Genomic DNA, 16,269 nt, shown 5'->3' on the forward strand with positions numbered 1-16,269 from the left:
AACTATTCTATTTGGAGATATGCATAAGGTCTGGCGACTGCCTGTGCCATGGGCTCTCGGGTAAGATAATCGACCGACTGTTTAGGCCGTTTCTGGAACAAGGAGCACTCTATGCCATCTGACAGTCAGTGTCAGGTCAAGTTTGGACCTACACATAAGGATTGGCGCTTCTGCGAATTGGTTCGACTGGTATCGATTTTCGCGGATTAATCGGATACTCGGCATTACAAGCGGTGCACCTGAATTTACCGCTAAGGTTTCGGTTATCTTGCAAAATCTCAGGCTGCTTCTTATTTATGCAGCTAGGGCACAAATAATGCAATGGACTTCCTTTGAATCGATGCGCTACAGCACCGCCATCGGTCATAACCAATTCATAGTTGGCTAACTTATCATCCCATTTCTTGCTTTGCTCAAGCGCGCTCTTGAGTCGTTGATTTTCAGTTTGCAGATCGAAAATATCTTGACGCATTTCGAAAAGTGCATCTTGAACTGGCCCTAGCTTTTCAAGGGCTTCAATTATCTTCGCCTGAGATTCGATCTCAACCTTGCCTTGCACAAGCGTTGTCAAACTGTCTTTGGCAAATTTAAGGCCGTTGTACGCGGCCATTGTGAGAGCCATATCCATGAAAAATCCTGTTCAGATTGGATTACAGTATCGGGAAAATGCTTGCAAAATCTATCATTTGAACAAGCGGTTGTAAACGCCTGTCTTAAGATGGGGTTCCGCCAGAGGGGGTACGGCCAGTCGAGCGGCGATGATCTTCTAGCCAGCAACCCGCTAAGCCACTCAATAGCTCTCGCTCAACGGCACGCACGATGGGTCTCTCAACCTCCTGAATTTAATTTCTTGAAGAGTCTCTCAATGCCTTGAGTCGTCTGAGAAATTGCATCTGCGTTCATATGAACAGTGCTTACAACGTCATCGAATTTGTTGACATTGGATTCCCTAAAAAGCAAATTAGAGGCGTCAGGTACTTTGGTCAATGCTGTTTTTAGATATGCAGCACTGACCTTCAATTCGATAACTTTAGAGAGAACATCCTGCTCGTAAAATTCTCGTCCCGTAATTTCACGAAGTTCCGCCAATAGCGTATCAAGGGGCAGCTCCCATTCAGGAATCGTCATCGCAATAGCCAGCTCATCTCGCGTATCAAGGATACCAGCGGCCCTTTGGCTCAACTTGGCCAGCTCGGAGGACACTGCTAACAAGGCGCGAAACTCCCTTACCAGATTCATCTCATTAGCTCTCTCTAGAGCTTCGAATGCAGCCGATGACTGCGCATTTCCAATCATGAATGCAGCGACAATTGCGCCGATTCCTCCTATCGCCTGCGCCCAACTTGAAAGCTCTGAAATGCCACTAACGCATGTCAAGATTAGGGCAATCGAAAGGCAGCAAGTAAATAGGATTGTAGTCAGTAGGAAGAAGTAAACCACTTTACCAAGACGCTCCATTCGACCTCCAAGCCAAAACGTAAGCATGAGTTTACATTGCAATACGACCCATGAACCGGTGCCTGATCTGACTTTCGGACACCGAGGCACAGTCTAGATGCCTATAAATACGCGTAAATTTTCTGGCACGTATGTGATGCATCAACGCAGAGGGTTTTTGCCGGAGGTTGGAGACGCATTACGGTTGAGCTTGCCGTGAGCCGCTGACGCGGCGCAAAATCGCTGCGCGATTTCGAGAATGGGCGAATCGAAGAGCCGTCCGCTTGCAAGCGGACGTCGTTCCGCGCGCGGCTCGCATGCGAGCCGAAACCCGCGCTCCACCCCGCGCCCGTACCGGACGCGGATTCGAGTCCCGCCAACTCTGCGCTAACGAACAAAAAAATTGGGCCCCAAGCTTGCGCTTGGAGCCCAATTTTTTTGTTCGGTGGTGGAGACGGCGGGAATCGAACCCGCGTCCGCAAGCACTCTACAGACAGTTCTACATACTTAGCACTATCATTTAATTTAACCTGTACGGCACGGATGTGCACGTTCCGGACAAGCGATTCACCTTAGATTTAGAGCTACTCGAAGTGAACCCTCGTAGCTCGATCCCTTCTAAATGACCCAACACGGCCTTGCGGCCACACCCGAAGGGCGAGGTGTTGTCGGGCAGGTCAGCGATTAAGCTGCCAGTGCGTACGAGTTATCGTTTGCAGTTAGTTTGTTTCTGGATGTATTTACGAGGTGACCAGCCCTCGGTATGCCCTGTTCTGCTTTGCAACCCACGTCGAAACCAGGTCGTCCCCACAGAAGGAAGCTCTATTTTACATGAATCTTTTCCGCCGCGTCACTCTTCGAGCGAAACCAGCGGGCGGGCATCCTCGGGCAGGCGATTGGCGTGGATCTCGCCGCCGGGGCCGAAGGTGAATTCGACCAGGTGGCGGCGCGAGACTGGCACGTTGGCGGACTTCAGGTCGTGGAAGCTGTCGGCTTCCTTGAAGCCGAGGTCGACGGTCAGGCTCTGCAGCTGGTAAGTCTCGACCAACTGCTCCACGCGGTTGCGCCGGTTGTTGCTTTCGATAGTACCGTGGTGGGCAGGTTTTTCGCCTTCGAAGTAGCGGATCAGCGCGCCTTCCATGACTTCGACGTGCGAGCGGGTGGTGGCTTCGCCGAGCGGGTCCTGGGTTGCGGTTTCCACTTTCACATCCATGCGCTTGATCAGCAGGAAGGTGTCGCGCGCGCCGTCATTTTCTTCCACGATGCGGTTGACGGACGGCAGGCGGCCCTTGGCCAGGCGCGATTGCTGATCGCGCGTGATGCCGACGTATTCCACCGTGCTTTCGTACTTCAGGTCGTTCGGGAATTTCTGCAGCAGGTCGTGCGCGGAATAGCATTCCGTCAGCGCGCCCCAGTTCAGCGTGATGTATTTGTCGTGCAAGGTGACGATCGGCTTTTTGAAGGTCGCTTCAAACGGCACTTCCAGCTCGATCGTGAGCGATTCCTTGCGGTTGTCGGTGCCGGCCAGCAGGGGTACGGTCAGTTTCAGGCCGAAGAAGCCCCAGCTCGTGCCTTTCTTGATGTCGAAGCGCAGGCGCGGGCGGGAGACGACGAAGAACAGCAGCTGCTTTTCCATGGTCGCATCGAGCGCGAACTGCATGCGGCGCTGGTAGCGGCCGATCGGGGCGCGGAAGTCGGGCTCGAGCGGGTCGTTGACCAGCAGGTCGTACCAGTAGAAGCGGCTCTCGGCAACGGAGGCATCCCAGACCTGCGGCGCGCTGCTGCGCGGTGGGAGCGCCGTCTCGATGTTGTCGTCCCCGTCCATAAAATCTCCAGTTGCCCTTTTCTGTAATCGCTACTGACTATAGTATAGAAATTTATTGCCGTTGGGCAAGTGATAACGTAGTTTCTAGGCTGCCAACGGTGTCGGGGATGGTACGGTTGCGCGAATCAGGTCCAGCAAGTCGGCCGGTGAGGCCAGCAGGTGGTCGGCGCCCCAGGCTGCGGGTTCGACCGCGCCGCAATAGCCCCACTGGCAGGCGACGGTGCGCATTCCGGCGGCATGGCCGGCCTGGATGTCGCGCAGGTCGTCGCCGACGTACCAGCATTCTTCCGGCGCCAGGCCAAGGCGGGAAGCGGCTTCCAGCAATGGGGCGGGGTGCGGCTTTGCGTGGGGAGTCGTGTCGCCGGAGACCACGCAGCTTGCCAGTTCCAGGCCGATTTGCGGCACCAGCGGGTCGGTGAAGCGGGCTGGCTTGTTGGTGACGATGCCCCAGCGCAGCCCGGCTTCGGCAATCCCGGCCAGCAGTTCGTGAATGCCGTCGAACAGGGTGCTGTGCACTGCCATCGCCGCTTCGTAATTGGTGAAGAAGCCGTCGCGCAGTTCTTCAAAGCCTTCGTCCTGCGGCTTGAGGCCGAAGGATACGCCGATCATGCCGCGGGCGCCGTGCGATGCCTGTGGGCGCAGCACCTCGTACGGCGTCGGCTCCAGCCCGCGCACGGTGCGCAGCAGGTTGATTGCGGCGGCCAGGTCGGGCGCGGTGTCGGCCAGGGTGCCATCCAGGTCAAACAAGATGGCGCGCGGGGCTGGGAACAGGCTCATGGTAGGGAAGGGGCTTTCGAAGCAGGCGGCGCGCAGGCCGCCTGGCTTTATGCGGGGCGGGTGCAGGCCACCAGGTAATTAACGCTGGTGTCGTTGTTCAGGGAGTAGACCTTGGTGAGCGGATTGTAGCCCATGCCCTTCAAGGCATCTACTTGCAGTCCAGCAGTGCGCACATATTGCGACAGTTCGGCTGGAGTAATGAACTTTTCATAATCGTGCGTGCCCTTGGGGAGCATGCGCAGCAGGTATTCGGCGCCGATCACCGCAAACAGGTAGGCCTTGGGGTTGCGGTTCAGGGTGGAGAAGAAGACGTGGCCGCCCGGCTTTACCAAGGCGGCTGCTGCGCGCACGATGGCGCCAGGGTCGGGCACGTGTTCGAGCATTTCCATGCAGGTGACCACGTCGTACTGGCCTGCTTCCTGGGCTGCCATTTCTTCGGCGGCGATCAGCTTGTAGCGTACCGGTACGCCGGATTCCAGGCTGTGCAGGTCGGCTACTTTGAGGGCTTTTTCGGACAGGTCGATGCCGGTCACCTTGGCGCCTTTGCGGGCCATGGACTCGGACAGGATGCCTCCGCCGCAGCCGATGTCGATCACGTTCTTCCCGGCCAGCGGGGCGCGGGCGTTGATCCATTCCAGGCGCAGCGGATTGATCTCGTGCAGGGGTTTGAATTCGGACGTGGGGTCCCACCAGTGATGGGCCAGTTCGCTGAATTTTTGCAGTTCTAATGGGTCGGCGTTCATAGGGCGGATGATACTTTAGATTCTTCTGGTGCCCAAGCACAAAACCGGTGAATCTGGGTCTGACCCTTGGGTCAGACCCAGGTTTACCGGTTCAAAAAAAAAGCCCCGCACGAGGCGGGGCAGTATTAGCGCTTTAGCGCCGGGAATTACTTCTTGGTGCCAACAACCTCGATTTCCACGCGGCGGTTCTTGGCGCGGCCTTCGGCGGTCGTGTTGTCCGCGATTGGCTGTTTCTCGCCCTTGCCTTCGGTGTACACGCGGTTGGCTTCAACGCCCTTGCTCAGCAGGTATGCCTTGACGGCTTCTGCGCGGCGCAGCGACAGCTTGTCGTTGTACTGGTCGGTGCCCATGGAGTCGGTGTGGCCGACGCCAATGATCACTTCCAGGTTGATGCCGTCCAGCTTGCCAGCCAGTTCGTCCAGCTTTTCTTTCGCTTCTGGCTTCAGCACGGCCTTGTCGTAGTCGAAGAAGGCGTCGGCTGCGAAGGAAACTTTCTCAGCGGTCGGTACTGCGGTCGGGGCTGCCGGGGTTGCGGCTGGCGGTACGGCGACTGGCGGCTGCTCTGGTGCTGGTGGCGGAGGTGGCAGCACGCACTTGCCATCCTTCAGCTCTTCCGGTGGGGTGCAGAGCGGCAGGTCGCAACCTGGCACGGCATCGGCCGGGGTCCAGTAGCCGGTGCGCCAGCACAGGCCGAACGGATTGCGGGCGATGACGCCGCGGGCATCCTGCACATAGGCGCTCTTTGGCGTCGCGGCCTTGATGTCCTGGGTTACTGGTGCGAACGGAGGAGCGGTTGGCTTGTCTTGTGCTAGCACAGGGCCGGCCAGAACGGAAGACGCAGCAAACACGGTGGCGAGGATTTTCTTCATATTGGTCTTTTCCTTAAACGGGGTGTCACGCAAATAAAACTAGCTTTTTCATTAGTTTCTCGACCATTTTGCCATATTTTGCAAAACCGCATCAAAACTGGGGGAAAAGGGCAGTTTCGCGTATCTGACCAAAATGTTGTTTTGTTGCAACGCAGCGGTCATAATAAGGTGCATTTGTGTCAACCAGATGACTTTCGTCCGGCCGCCTTGGCGCCATGCTAAAATCGCAGGCTTGTACGCCTGGACACTATAGATCGACCCGCCAATGGATCAATTCGCAAAAGAAACAATCCCAATTTCCCTCGAAGAAGAGATGCGCAAGAGCTACCTCGATTACGCCATGAGCGTGATCGTTGGTCGAGCTCTGCCGGACGCTCGTGACGGTCTGAAGCCAGTACACCGCCGCGTCCTGTTCGGGATGCACGAACTGAACAACGTGTGGAACCGTCCTTACGTGAAATGCGCCCGTGTCGTGGGTGAAGTCATGGGTAAGTACCACCCGCACGGCGACGCGTCGATTTACGACACGCTGGTGCGTATGGCGCAGGATTTCTCGCTGCGCTATATGCTGGTCGACGGTCAGGGTAACTTCGGTTCCATCGACGGCGACAACGCCGCGGCGATGCGTTATACCGAGTGCCGCCTGGACAAGATTTCGCAGGAACTGCTGGCCGACATCGACAAGGAAACCGTCGATTTCGCGCCCAACTATGACGGCAAGGAGAAAGAGCCTACCGTCCTGCCGACCAAGATTCCTAACCTGCTGATCAACGGTTCCTCCGGTATTGCAGTGGGTATGGCGACCAATATCCCGCCGCACAACCTGACGGAAGTGATCAACGGCGCGCTGCACGTGCTGTCCAACCCGGATTGCTCGATCGATGAACTGATCGAGATCATCCCGGCGCCGGACTTCCCGACCGGCGGCACGATTTACGGCGTGTCCGGCGTGCGCGATGGTTACCGCACCGGCCGTGGCCGCGTGGTCATGCGCGCCAAGACCCACTTCGAGGAATACGGCAAGGAAGGCGGCCGCACCGCGATCATCGTGGACGAGCTGCCATACCAGGTCAACAAGAAGTCCCTGCTGGAGCGCATCGCCGAAAACGTGCGCGACAAGAAGCTGGAAGGCATTTCCGACATCCGCGACGAGTCCGACAAGTCGGGCATGCGCGTGGTGATCGAGCTGAAACGCGGTGAAGTGCCGGAAGTGGTGCTGAACAACCTGTACAAGCAGACCCAGTTGCAGGACACCTTCGGCATGAACATGGTCGCCCTGGTGGACGGCCAGCCGAAGCTGATGAACCTGAAGGACCTGCTGGCCACCTTCCTGTCGCACCGCCGCGAGGTGGTGACCCGCCGTACCGTATTCGAATTGCGCAAGGCGCGCGAACGCGGCCACGTGCTGGAAGGCCTGGCGGTTGCACTGGCCAATATCGACGATTTCATCGCCATCATCAAGGCGGCGCCGACGCCGCCGATCGCGAAGCAGGAACTGATGGCGCGCGGCTGGGATTCGTCCATCGTGCGCGAAATGCTGAAGCGTACCGGCGAAGAAGGCCAGGGCGGTATCGAAGCCTTCCGTCCTGAGCACCTGCCGAAGCACTACGGTCTGCAGTCCGATGGCCTGTACAAGCTGTCCGACGAACAGGCGGGCGAAATCCTGCAGATGCGCCTGCAGCGCCTGACCGGCCTGGAACAGGACAAGATCGTCAACGAGTACAAGGACGTCATGGCCCTGATCGCCGACCTGCTGGACATCCTGTCCAAGCCTTCGCGCGTGACCGCCATCATCACCGACGAACTGAACGCTTCCAAACTGGAGTTCGGCGAGAAGGACCCGCGCCGCTCGAACATCGAGAACAACGCGACCGATCTGGAAACCGAAGACCTGATCACGCCGCAGGACATGGTGGTGACCCTGTCGCACATGGGCTATATGAAGGCTCAGCCGCTGTCCGAATACCGCGCCCAGAAGCGTGGCGGCCGCGGCAAGCAGGCGGCGGCAACCAAGGATGAAGACTGGATCGACCAGCTGTTCATCGCCAACACCCACGATTACATCCTGTGCTTCTCCAACCGCGGCCGCATGTACTGGCTGAAGGTATGGGAAGTGCCGCAAGGCTCGCGCACTTCGCGCGGCAAGCCGATCGTGAACATGTTCCCGTTGCAGGATAACGAGAAGATCACCGTGGTGCTGCCGCTGTCCGGCGAAAACCGCACCTTCCCGGAAGACCATTACGTCTTCATGTCGACCAGCCTGGGTACCGTGAAGAAGACCCCGCTGAAGGACTTCTCCAATCCACGCAAGGCCGGCATCATCGCGGTCGACCTGGACGAAGGCGACTTCCTGATCGGTGCTGCGCTGACCGACGGCAAGCACGATGTGATGCTGTTCTCCGACGCCGGCAAGGCAGTGCGCTTCGACGAAAACGACGTGCGTCCGATGGGCCGTACCGCGCGCGGTGTGCGCGGCATGAACCTGGAAGAAGGCCAGAACGTGATCGCGCTGCTGGTGGCAGAGAACGAGCAGCAGTCGGTGCTGACCGCAACCGAGAACGGCTTCGGCAAGCGTACCCCGATCACCGAGTACACCCGCCACGGCCGCGGCACCAAGGGCATGATCGCGATCCAGACCTCCGAGCGTAACGGCAAGGTGGTGGCGGCAACCCTGGTGCAGGCAACCGACGAGATCATGCTGATCACGACCGGCGGTGTGCTGATCCGCACCCGGGTATCGGAGATCCGCGAGATGGGCCGCGCGACCCAGGGCGTGACCCTGATTGCGGTGGAGGATGGCACCAAGCTCTCGGGCTTGCAGCGGATCGTCGAGGCAGACGCCGACGAGCCTGAAGCGGAAGCCGAAAACGGCGACGCGGCCGAATAAGGCCGACCCGCAACGGGCCCCGTCTGAGTGATCAGGCCGGGCCCGTTAGTTTTTTCAACGACCAAATTCGAAAAACGGATAAGCAATGAAGAAAATCGTCGTAGCCTTGATCGCTTCCCTCGCCCTGGCCCAGGGCGCATTCGCTGCCGAACCGGCGCCGGCCAATGCCGCCGCAGTGCGCGAACTGCTGGACGCAATGAATTACCGCACCATGTGGAAGGCATCGATGGAGCAGATGTCGAAGACCCTGCCTGGCATCATGCGCCAGCAGATCGAAGCCACGATCCAGGCCGACACCACCCTGACCGAGGCGCAGCGCAAGGAAAAGCTGCAGCAGCTGCAGGCGCAATTGCCGAAAATGACTGAAATACTGAACAGCGTTTTCACTGATCCGGGCCTGATGGCGGATATGGAAGCCGAAATGATCGCGCTGTACTCGCGCCATTTCACTGCCGACGAACTGAAACAGATCGCGGCTTACTACCGCACGCCGGTCGGCATGAAGAGCATGCAGTTGATGCCGCAAGTGATGGCAGAATCGATGGCGATTGGCCAGCGCGTGACCATGCCGCGCATTCAGAAGGCAATGGAGCAGTTCCGTTATAAATAAGGGAGCAAGCATGAAGAAGATCGCCTTTGCAGCTGCAGTATTCGCTTTCGCCGCCTCAGTCCATGCCGCCCCGGCAAGCGAAGCATCGGTCCGTGAGCTGATGGAAACGACTGGCGCCCGCGCCAACATGGCTATTTCGCTGCAAAACCTGGCGAAGACGCTTCCGCAGATCCTGCGCATGCGTGCGGAAACGATGGCGCGCAATAATCCCAAACTCAGCGAGGAGCAGCGCAAGGCGGAACTGGCGACTGTGGAGCGCCGCATGCCGGCCATCACCATCGCGCTGCAAAAGGACCTGAACGATCCGAAACTGGTCGACGAGCTGTACAACCAGGTGGTGCCGCTGTACACGCGTCACTTCACGCAAGATGAAGTGAAGGCATTGACGGCTTTCTACCGCAGCCCGGCCGGCAAGAAATCGCTGGAAGTCATGCCTGTCCTGATGGGCGAAAGCGCACAGGCTGCACAAAAGCTGGTGCAGGAGCGCGCCAAGCGCATTGTCGAACAAACGAAGTGAGGAGTATCGAAGTGACGAACATCTACAATTTCTCCGCCGGCCCGGCCGTGCTGCCTAAGGAAGTGCTGCAACAGGCGGCCGCTGAAATGCTTGACTGGCAGGGTAGTGGGATGTCCGTCATGGAGATGAGCCACCGCGGTCCGGAATTCATTTCGATCTATAGAGCGGCCGAGCGTGACCTGCGCGAGCTGCTGGCCGTGCCGGACAATTACAAGATCCTGTTCATGCAGGGCGGCGGCCTGTCGCAGAATGCCGTGCTGCCGATGAACCTGTGCGGCGGCGCCGACAGCACCATCGATTTCGTGCAGACCGGCTCTTGGTCCAGCAAGTCGATCAAGGAAGCGGCGCGCTATGCCCGCGTCAATGTGGCTGCCTCGTCGCAGGCTACCGGCTTCGACCGCGTGCCGGACCAGAAGGACTGGAAGCTCACGCCGGGCGCGTCCTACCTGCACATCTGCACCAACGAGACCATCGACGGCGTTGAATTCAACTTTGTGCCGACCGCGCAGGGCGATACCGATATCGTGGCCGACATGTCGTCCCACATCCTGTCGCGTCCGGTGGACGTCAGCAAGTACGGCGTGATTTTCGGCGGCGCGCAAAAGAATATCGGTCCGGCCGGCGTGACCGTGGTTATCGTGCGCGATGACTTGATCGGCAAGGCGCTGCCATTCTGCCCATCCGCCTTCGACTTCAAGAACGTGGCGGATAATGAATCGATGTACAACACGCCACCGACCTACGGCATTTATATTGCCGGCCTGGTGTTCCAGTGGCTGAAGAAGCAGGGCGGCGTGGCTGCCATGGAAAAGCGTAATATTGAGAAAGCCGAGCTGCTGTACAACGCACTCGACGCCGACGAGTTCTACCAGAATCGCGTCGCAAAAGAATACCGTTCGCGCATGAACATCCCGTTCTACCTGCGCGACGAATCGAAAAATGAAGCATTCCTGGCCGGTGCGAAGGCGCGCGGGCTGTTGCAGCTGAAGGGCCACAAGTCCGTCGGTGGTATGCGGGCGTCGATCTATAACGCGATGCCGATCGAGGGCGTGCAAGCGCTGGTCGATTATTTGAACGAATTTGCTGGCCGTTAAAACCGGCAAACCGGTGTCTGACCCACGGGGTCAGACACCTATACGCAGCCGCCGCAGGCCGGAGGTGCCTGACCCTGCGGGTCAGGCACCGGGTTACCGGTTTAAGCCAGCACAAAAGTGAACGCAAACTAATGACAGACAAACTGAAACCCCTCCGCGAGAAGATCGATTCGATCGACGCGCAAATCCTGGCGCTGCTCAATGAGCGCGCCAAAGTGGCGCAGGAAGTCGGCCACGTCAAGGCCGAAACCAACGCGCCCGTGTTCCGTCCCGAGCGCGAAGCCCAGGTGCTGCGCGGCGTGGCCGACCGCAACCCTGGCCCCCTGGGTGCACGCGAAGTGCAGACCATCTTCCGCGAAATCATGTCGGCATGCCGCGCACTGGAGCGCCGCGTGACCGTGGCCTATCTCGGCCCGGCCGGCACCTTCAGCGAACAGGCGGTGTACGCCCAGTTCGGCACAGCAGTGGATGGCATCCCTTGCGCCTCCATCGACGAAGTGTTCCGCGCGACGGAAGCCGGTACCGCCGATTTCGGCGTGGTGCCGGTCGAGAATTCCTCCGAAGGCGCCGTGAACCGCACCCTCGACCTGATGCTGGCCACACCTTGCCTGATCTCCGGCGAGATCGCCATCGCGGTCCATCACAGCCTGATGACCAAGACCGGCACCATGGAAGGCGTGCAGGTGATCTGTGCCCATTCGCAGGCCTTGGCCCAATGCCAGGTCTGGTTGAACCAGAATTATCCGCACATCGAGCGCCGCGCCGTGGCCTCGAATGCTGAAGCGGCACGCATGGCGGGCGACGACCCGACCATCGCTGCCATCGCCAGCGAACACGCCGGCGCGCAATATGGACTGGGCGTGGTGAACGCCCACATCCAGGACGACCCGCACAACCGCACCCGCTTCGTGGTGATCGGCAGCCTGCAGACCAATCCGTCCGGCCGCGACCACACTTCGATGGTGCTGGCAGTGCCGAACAAGGCCGGCGCCGTGTACCAGTTGCTGGCTCCGTTGGCCAAGCATGGCGTGTCGATGACGCGCTTCGAGTCGCGCCCGGCCCGCATCGGCACCTGGGAATACTATTTTTATGTAGACGTGGAAGGGCACGTACAAGACCCGTCCGTGACAAAGGCATTGGCTGAACTCAAGGACAATGCTGCCTTCTTCAAAGTGCTGGGCTCTTACCCGACCAGCCTCACCTGACCTTTAAAAGAGATTAGAAACATGTCCAAGACTTACGGCCCTGAATACGTTCGTGCAATCGCTCCTTACCAGGCGGGCAAGCCTATCTCCGAAGTGGCGCGCGAATTTGGCCTGAAAGAAGAATCCATCGTCAAGCTGGCATCGAACGAAAACCCGTTCGGCGTGCCGGAATCGGCGCAGAAGGCGATGGCCGCTGCCGCCGCGGAGCTGGGCCGCTACCCGGATGCCAACGCTTTCGACCTGAAGATGGCGCTGTCCAAGCGCTATGACGTGCCGATGGATTGGATCACGCTGGGCAACGGCTCCAACGATATCCTGGAAATCGCTGCACACGCCTTCGTTGAGCGCGGCCAGTCCGTCGTGTACTCGCAGTACTCGTTCGCCGTGTACGCATTGGCGACCCAGGGCATTGGTGCGCGCCATATCGTGGTGCCGGCCAAGAACCATGGCCACGACCTGGATGCGATGGCTGCCGCGATTGAGGCAGATACCAAGCTGGTGTTCATCGCCAACCCGAACAACCCGACCGGCACTTTCGTGTCCGGCGCCGAGATCGAAGCTTTCCTGCAGAAGGTTCCGGCGCACGTTGTCGTGGTGCTGGACGAAGCTTACAACGAATTCCTGAAGAAGGAAGACCAGTACGAGTCGGCTGCCTGGGTCAAGAAGTACCCGAACCTGCTGGTGTCGCGTACCTTCTCCAAGGCCTATGGCCTGGCGGGCCTGCGCGTGGGCTTTGCGCTGGCGCAGCCCGAAGTGACCGACCTGATGAATCGCATCCGCCAGCCGTTCAACGTCAACTCGCTGGCGCAGGCTGCTGCGATTGCGGCGCTGAACGACAAGGAATTCCTGGAGAAGTCGGCTGCCAACAATACCGCGGGCTACGAGCAGTTCGTGGAAGCATTCAAGGATATGGGGCTGGAGTATGTGCCTTCGTACGGTAACTTCGTGCTGGTGCGCGTGGGTTCCGATGACGCGGCTGGCGCGCGCATCAACCTGGCGCTGCTGAAGCAGGGTGTGATCGTGCGCCCGGTGGGCAATTACGGCTTGCCGCAGTGGCTGCGTATTTCCATCGGCCTGCCGCAAGAGAATGCGGTGCTGATTTCTGCGCTGCGCAAGGCGCTGGCGGAGGATCGTGCTTAACAAGGTCGTCATCTTTGGCGTTGGCCTGATCGGCGGCTCGTTTGCGCGAGGGCTGAAGCAGGCTGGCGCTGCTCGGCATATTGTTGGCGTTGATCGCTCGGAGGGGTTTCTGGCGCGCGCGCTCGAGCTGGGCATCATCGACTCGGCCGCCCAGACCGGTAACCCGGTGCCTGACCCGCAGGGTCAGGCACCGATACGCGACGGCCGCATACCGGTGTCTGACCCCGCGGGTCAGACACCGCTTTACAGGTTTGAAGACGCAATAAAAGGCGCCGACCTGATCCTGCTGGCCGCGCCAGTCGCGCAAACAGCCCGTATCCTGTCATCGATCCTGCCACACCTGGACGCCAACACCGTGGTCACCGACGCCGGCAGCACCAAATCCGACGTCGTCGTTGCCGCGCGCACCGTCATGGGCGACAAAGTCAGCCAATTCGTCCCCGGCCACCCCATCGCCGGCCGCGAAACCAACGGCCCCGACGCCGCCATCGTCGACCTGTACAAAGGCAAAAAAACCGTCCTCACGCCCCTGGCCGAGAACGCCCCCGCCGCCATCGAGCGCGTGGCGCAAGCCTGGAAAGCCTGCGGCGCCGTCATCCACACCCTGACCCCGGAAGAGCACGACAAAGTGTTCGCCGCCGTCAGCCATCTTCCCCACCTGCTGGCCTACGCGCTGGTAGACGACATCGAACGCAAGCCCCACTCGGATTTGCTGTTCCAATATGCTGCCAGCGGATTCCGCGACTTCACCCGCATCGCCGGCAGCTCGCCTGAAATGTGGCGCGACATCAGCCTCGCTAACCAGGCCGCACTCCTGACTGAGCTGGATGCATATCTGGCACAATTAACCCGTTTGCGCGCCAGCCTTGCCGCTGGCGACGCCGCCGCCCTTGAAGCGACCTACGCCAACGCCCAGCGCGCGCGCCGGCAATGGATCGAGACCATCGAGGCGGCTGAGCCGCCGCAGCCGAAAGACGCGGCGGCAGAATAAGGAACACGCATGACTGATTATCCGCATTACCTCGACCTGCTGCCGGTCGCCCGCGCCGAGGGCACGGTGCGCCTGCCAGGTTCGAAATCCATCTCCAACCGCATCCTGCTGCTGGCCGCGCTGGCCGAAGGTGAAACCCGCGTGATGGACCTGCTGGCTTCCGACGATACCGCCGTGATGCTGGCCGCCCTGCGCTCGCTGGGCGTGGAATGGACCGAGCATCGCGAAGGCGAGAGCACCGTGCACGTGGTGCAGGGCGTGAAAGGCAGCTGGCCGCTGCGCACTGCCGACCTGTTCATGGGCAACGCCGGCACCGCGATCCGCCCGCTGACTGCGGCGCTGGCCGTGATCGGCGGCGACTACAAGGTGCACGGCGTGCCCCGCATGCACGAGCGCCCGATCGGCGACCTGGTCGACGCGCTGAACGCCGCCGGCGCCGATATCGAATACACGATGAACAAGGGCTACCCGCCGCTGCACATCCGCACTGGCGAGTTCAAGTCGCAGCGCCTGAAGGTGCGCGGCGATGTGTCGAGCCAGTTCCTGACCGCGCTGCTGATGGTGGCGCCGCTGATGGCGCGCGAGCATGCGGTGACCATCGAAGTGGAAGGCGAACTGATTTCCAAGCCTTACATTGAGATCACCCTGAACCTGATCCGCCGCTTTGGCGGTGTGGTCGAGCAGGATGGCTGGTCGTCGTTCACTATTCCGGCCGGCCAGACCTACAGGAGCCCGGGCACCATCCATGTGGAAGGCGATGCCTCCAGCGCCTCCTATTTCCTGGCTGCCGGCGCGATTGGCCGTGGCCCGGTGCGGGTGCAGGGCGTGGGCCGCGATTCGATCCAGGGCGACGTGCGCTTTGCGCAGGCGCTGGAGCAGATGGGCGCGACCATTGTCATGGGCGATAACTGGATTGAAGCCAGCGCGTCCGGCCCGCTGAAGGCGGTCGACATGGACTTCAACCACATTCCGGATGCGGCGATGACCATTGCCGTGGCGGCGCTGTATGCCGAGGGCACGACCACCTTGCGCAATATCGCTTCGTGGCGCGTGAAGGAGACCGACCGGCTGTCGGCCATGGCGACCGAGCTGCGCAAGCTGGGCGCAACGGTGGAGGAGGGGGCCGACTGGCTGTCCGTGACGCCGCCGGCTACACTGCTGCCGGCTGCCATTGATACCTATGACGACCACCGCATGGCGATGTGCTTCTCGCTGGCTTCCCTGGATGGGTTCATCCGCCAGGGCGCCAAGGTTCGCATCAATGATCCAAAATGCGTCGCGAAGACGTTCCCTGAGTACTTCACTGCGTTTGCGTCTATCGCTAAGCGTGGTAGCGTTTAACTTTTAGCCAAAACCTGGAAAACCGGTAAACCAGTGTCAGACCCGCCGGGTCTGACACTCGGCCTGCGGCTGCCGTGTCATAGGTGTCTGACCCTGTGGGTCAGACAACGGTTTACCGGTTTTAATGATTAAATTTATGCCAACATCGAACATCCCAGTCATCACCATCGACGGCCCGACCGCTAGCGGCAAGGGCACCGTGGCCCACAAGGTCGCGGACAAGCTTGGCTTCCACCTCCTCGATTCCGGCGCCCTGTACCGCCTGACCGCGCTGCAGGCCCTGCGCCGCGAAACCAACCTGAACGACGAGCACGCCCTGGCCAAGCTGGCCGAGCACCTGAACATCCATTTCGCTGGCGACGCCATCTACCTGTCGCAGGAAAACGTCACCGATGCCATCCGCGCTGAAGAAGTTGGCAATACTGCATCGAAAATCGCTGCTTTGCCCGCCGTGCGCCAAGCCCTGTACGGCCTGCAGCTGAGTTTCCGCAAGACCCCAGGCCTGGTGGCCGACGGCCGCGACATGGGCTCGGTCATCTTCCCGCACGCCCCCCTGAAGGTGTTTTTGACCGCCTCCGTCGAAGCGCGCGCCGATCGTCGCTATAAGCAATTGATCGGAAAGGGAATTTCTGCTAGTATGCAAGACCTGCTGATGGATTTGAAAGCGCGCGACGACCGGGATATGAACCGGGCCATTGCACCGCTGGCGCCAGCAGAGGGGGCGCACATCCTCGATACGTCTGCCATGAACGCTGATGAAGCGACCGAGCAGGTGTTGAAATGGTGGGCCGCCGCCCATAAATAAATAGCTGTTTTTGTTCAACCCTCAACCC

Annotated in this window: 15 protein-coding genes and 1 other RNA gene; 9 read left to right on the plus strand and 7 right to left on the minus strand. The window is 59.9% G+C overall.

The window, feature by feature from the left end; genetic code table 11:
• Window positions 1-148: 148 nt before the first annotated feature.
• The 7 genes from ACN9MW_RS10025 to ompA all read right to left on the minus strand — a co-directional run bounded on the left by ACN9MW_RS10025 (window position 149) and on the right by ompA (window position 5,651).
• Complete coding sequence (locus tag ACN9MW_RS10025; protein WP_426170399.1) at window positions 149-628, minus strand: hypothetical protein; 480 nt, start codon at window positions 626-628, stop codon at window positions 149-151.
• Between the two features lie 200 nt (window positions 629-828).
• On the minus strand, window positions 829-1,458 hold the full coding sequence (locus ACN9MW_RS10030) for a hypothetical protein (protein ID WP_426170400.1): 630 nt from the start codon (window positions 1,456-1,458) through the stop codon (window positions 829-831).
• Window positions 1,459-1,883: 425 nt separating this feature from the next.
• Window positions 1,884-2,246, minus strand: a transfer-messenger RNA (tmRNA) gene (gene ssrA, locus ACN9MW_RS10035).
• A 41-nt stretch (window positions 2,247-2,287) separates the two neighbouring features.
• The gene (locus ACN9MW_RS10040; RefSeq protein ID WP_426170401.1) at window positions 2,288-3,262 is read right to left on the minus strand and encodes a hypothetical protein; all 975 of its coding nucleotides are present in this window, start codon (window positions 3,260-3,262) and stop codon (window positions 2,288-2,290) included.
• Window positions 3,263-3,346: 84 nt separating this feature from the next.
• Window positions 3,347-4,039 carry an HAD family hydrolase gene (locus tag ACN9MW_RS10045; protein WP_426170403.1) on the minus strand — a complete coding sequence of 231 codons (693 nt, stop codon included), beginning with the start codon at window positions 4,037-4,039 and terminating at the stop codon, window positions 3,347-3,349.
• Between the two features lie 47 nt (window positions 4,040-4,086).
• A complete protein-coding gene (ubiG, locus tag ACN9MW_RS10050) occupies window positions 4,087-4,782 on the minus strand; it encodes a bifunctional 2-polyprenyl-6-hydroxyphenol methylase/3-demethylubiquinol 3-O-methyltransferase UbiG (protein WP_426170405.1) in 696 nt (231 codons plus the stop codon).
• Window positions 4,783-4,928: 146 nt separating this feature from the next.
• Entirely contained in the window at window positions 4,929-5,651 is a 723-nt protein-coding gene (gene ompA / locus ACN9MW_RS10055; RefSeq protein ID WP_426170407.1) for an outer membrane protein OmpA, read from the minus strand.
• Window positions 5,652-5,916: 265 nt separating this feature from the next.
• Here ompA and gyrA point away from each other — a divergent pair, with 265 nt between their 5' ends.
• The 9 genes from gyrA to cmk all read left to right on the plus strand — a co-directional run bounded on the left by gyrA (window position 5,917) and on the right by cmk (window position 16,241).
• Complete coding sequence (gene gyrA / locus ACN9MW_RS10060; protein ID WP_426170408.1) at window positions 5,917-8,538, plus strand: DNA gyrase subunit A; 2,622 nt, start codon at window positions 5,917-5,919, stop codon at window positions 8,536-8,538.
• Between the two features lie 85 nt (window positions 8,539-8,623).
• Window positions 8,624-9,148, plus strand: coding sequence for a DUF2059 domain-containing protein (locus ACN9MW_RS10065; RefSeq protein ID WP_426170409.1), 525 nt, complete (start codon window positions 8,624-8,626; stop codon window positions 9,146-9,148).
• A 10-nt stretch (window positions 9,149-9,158) separates the two neighbouring features.
• Window positions 9,159-9,665 carry a DUF2059 domain-containing protein gene (locus tag ACN9MW_RS10070; RefSeq protein WP_426170411.1) on the plus strand — a complete coding sequence of 169 codons (507 nt, stop codon included), beginning with the start codon at window positions 9,159-9,161 and terminating at the stop codon, window positions 9,663-9,665.
• A gap of 11 nt (window positions 9,666-9,676) precedes the next feature.
• A complete protein-coding gene (gene serC / locus ACN9MW_RS10075; RefSeq protein WP_426170413.1) occupies window positions 9,677-10,759 on the plus strand; it encodes a 3-phosphoserine/phosphohydroxythreonine transaminase in 1,083 nt (360 codons plus the stop codon).
• Between the two features lie 131 nt (window positions 10,760-10,890).
• The gene (gene pheA, locus ACN9MW_RS10080; protein ID WP_426170415.1) at window positions 10,891-11,964 is read left to right on the plus strand and encodes a prephenate dehydratase; all 1,074 of its coding nucleotides are present in this window, start codon (window positions 10,891-10,893) and stop codon (window positions 11,962-11,964) included.
• A 21-nt stretch (window positions 11,965-11,985) separates the two neighbouring features.
• Window positions 11,986-13,104 (plus strand): histidinol-phosphate transaminase, encoded by a 1,119-nt coding sequence (gene hisC, locus ACN9MW_RS10085; protein ID WP_426170416.1) that lies wholly within the window; start codon window positions 11,986-11,988, stop codon window positions 13,102-13,104.
• Entirely contained in the window at window positions 13,097-14,095 is a 999-nt protein-coding gene (locus ACN9MW_RS10090) for a prephenate dehydrogenase (RefSeq protein WP_426170418.1), read from the plus strand. Before hisC ends, ACN9MW_RS10090 begins: the two co-directional genes overlap by 8 nt.
• Before the next feature lie 9 nt (window positions 14,096-14,104).
• Window positions 14,105-15,436, plus strand: a complete 1,332-nt coding sequence (gene aroA / locus ACN9MW_RS10095) for a 3-phosphoshikimate 1-carboxyvinyltransferase (protein WP_426170420.1) — start codon at window positions 14,105-14,107, stop codon at window positions 15,434-15,436.
• Window positions 15,437-15,572: 136 nt separating this feature from the next.
• Window positions 15,573-16,241 carry a (d)CMP kinase gene (gene cmk / locus ACN9MW_RS10100; RefSeq protein ID WP_426170421.1) on the plus strand — a complete coding sequence of 223 codons (669 nt, stop codon included), beginning with the start codon at window positions 15,573-15,575 and terminating at the stop codon, window positions 16,239-16,241.
• Window positions 16,242-16,269 lie beyond the last annotated feature (28 nt).

This window comes from Pseudoduganella sp. R-34, from assembly GCF_049904655.1.
GTDB lineage: Bacteria > Pseudomonadota > Gammaproteobacteria > Burkholderiales > Burkholderiaceae_D > Rugamonas.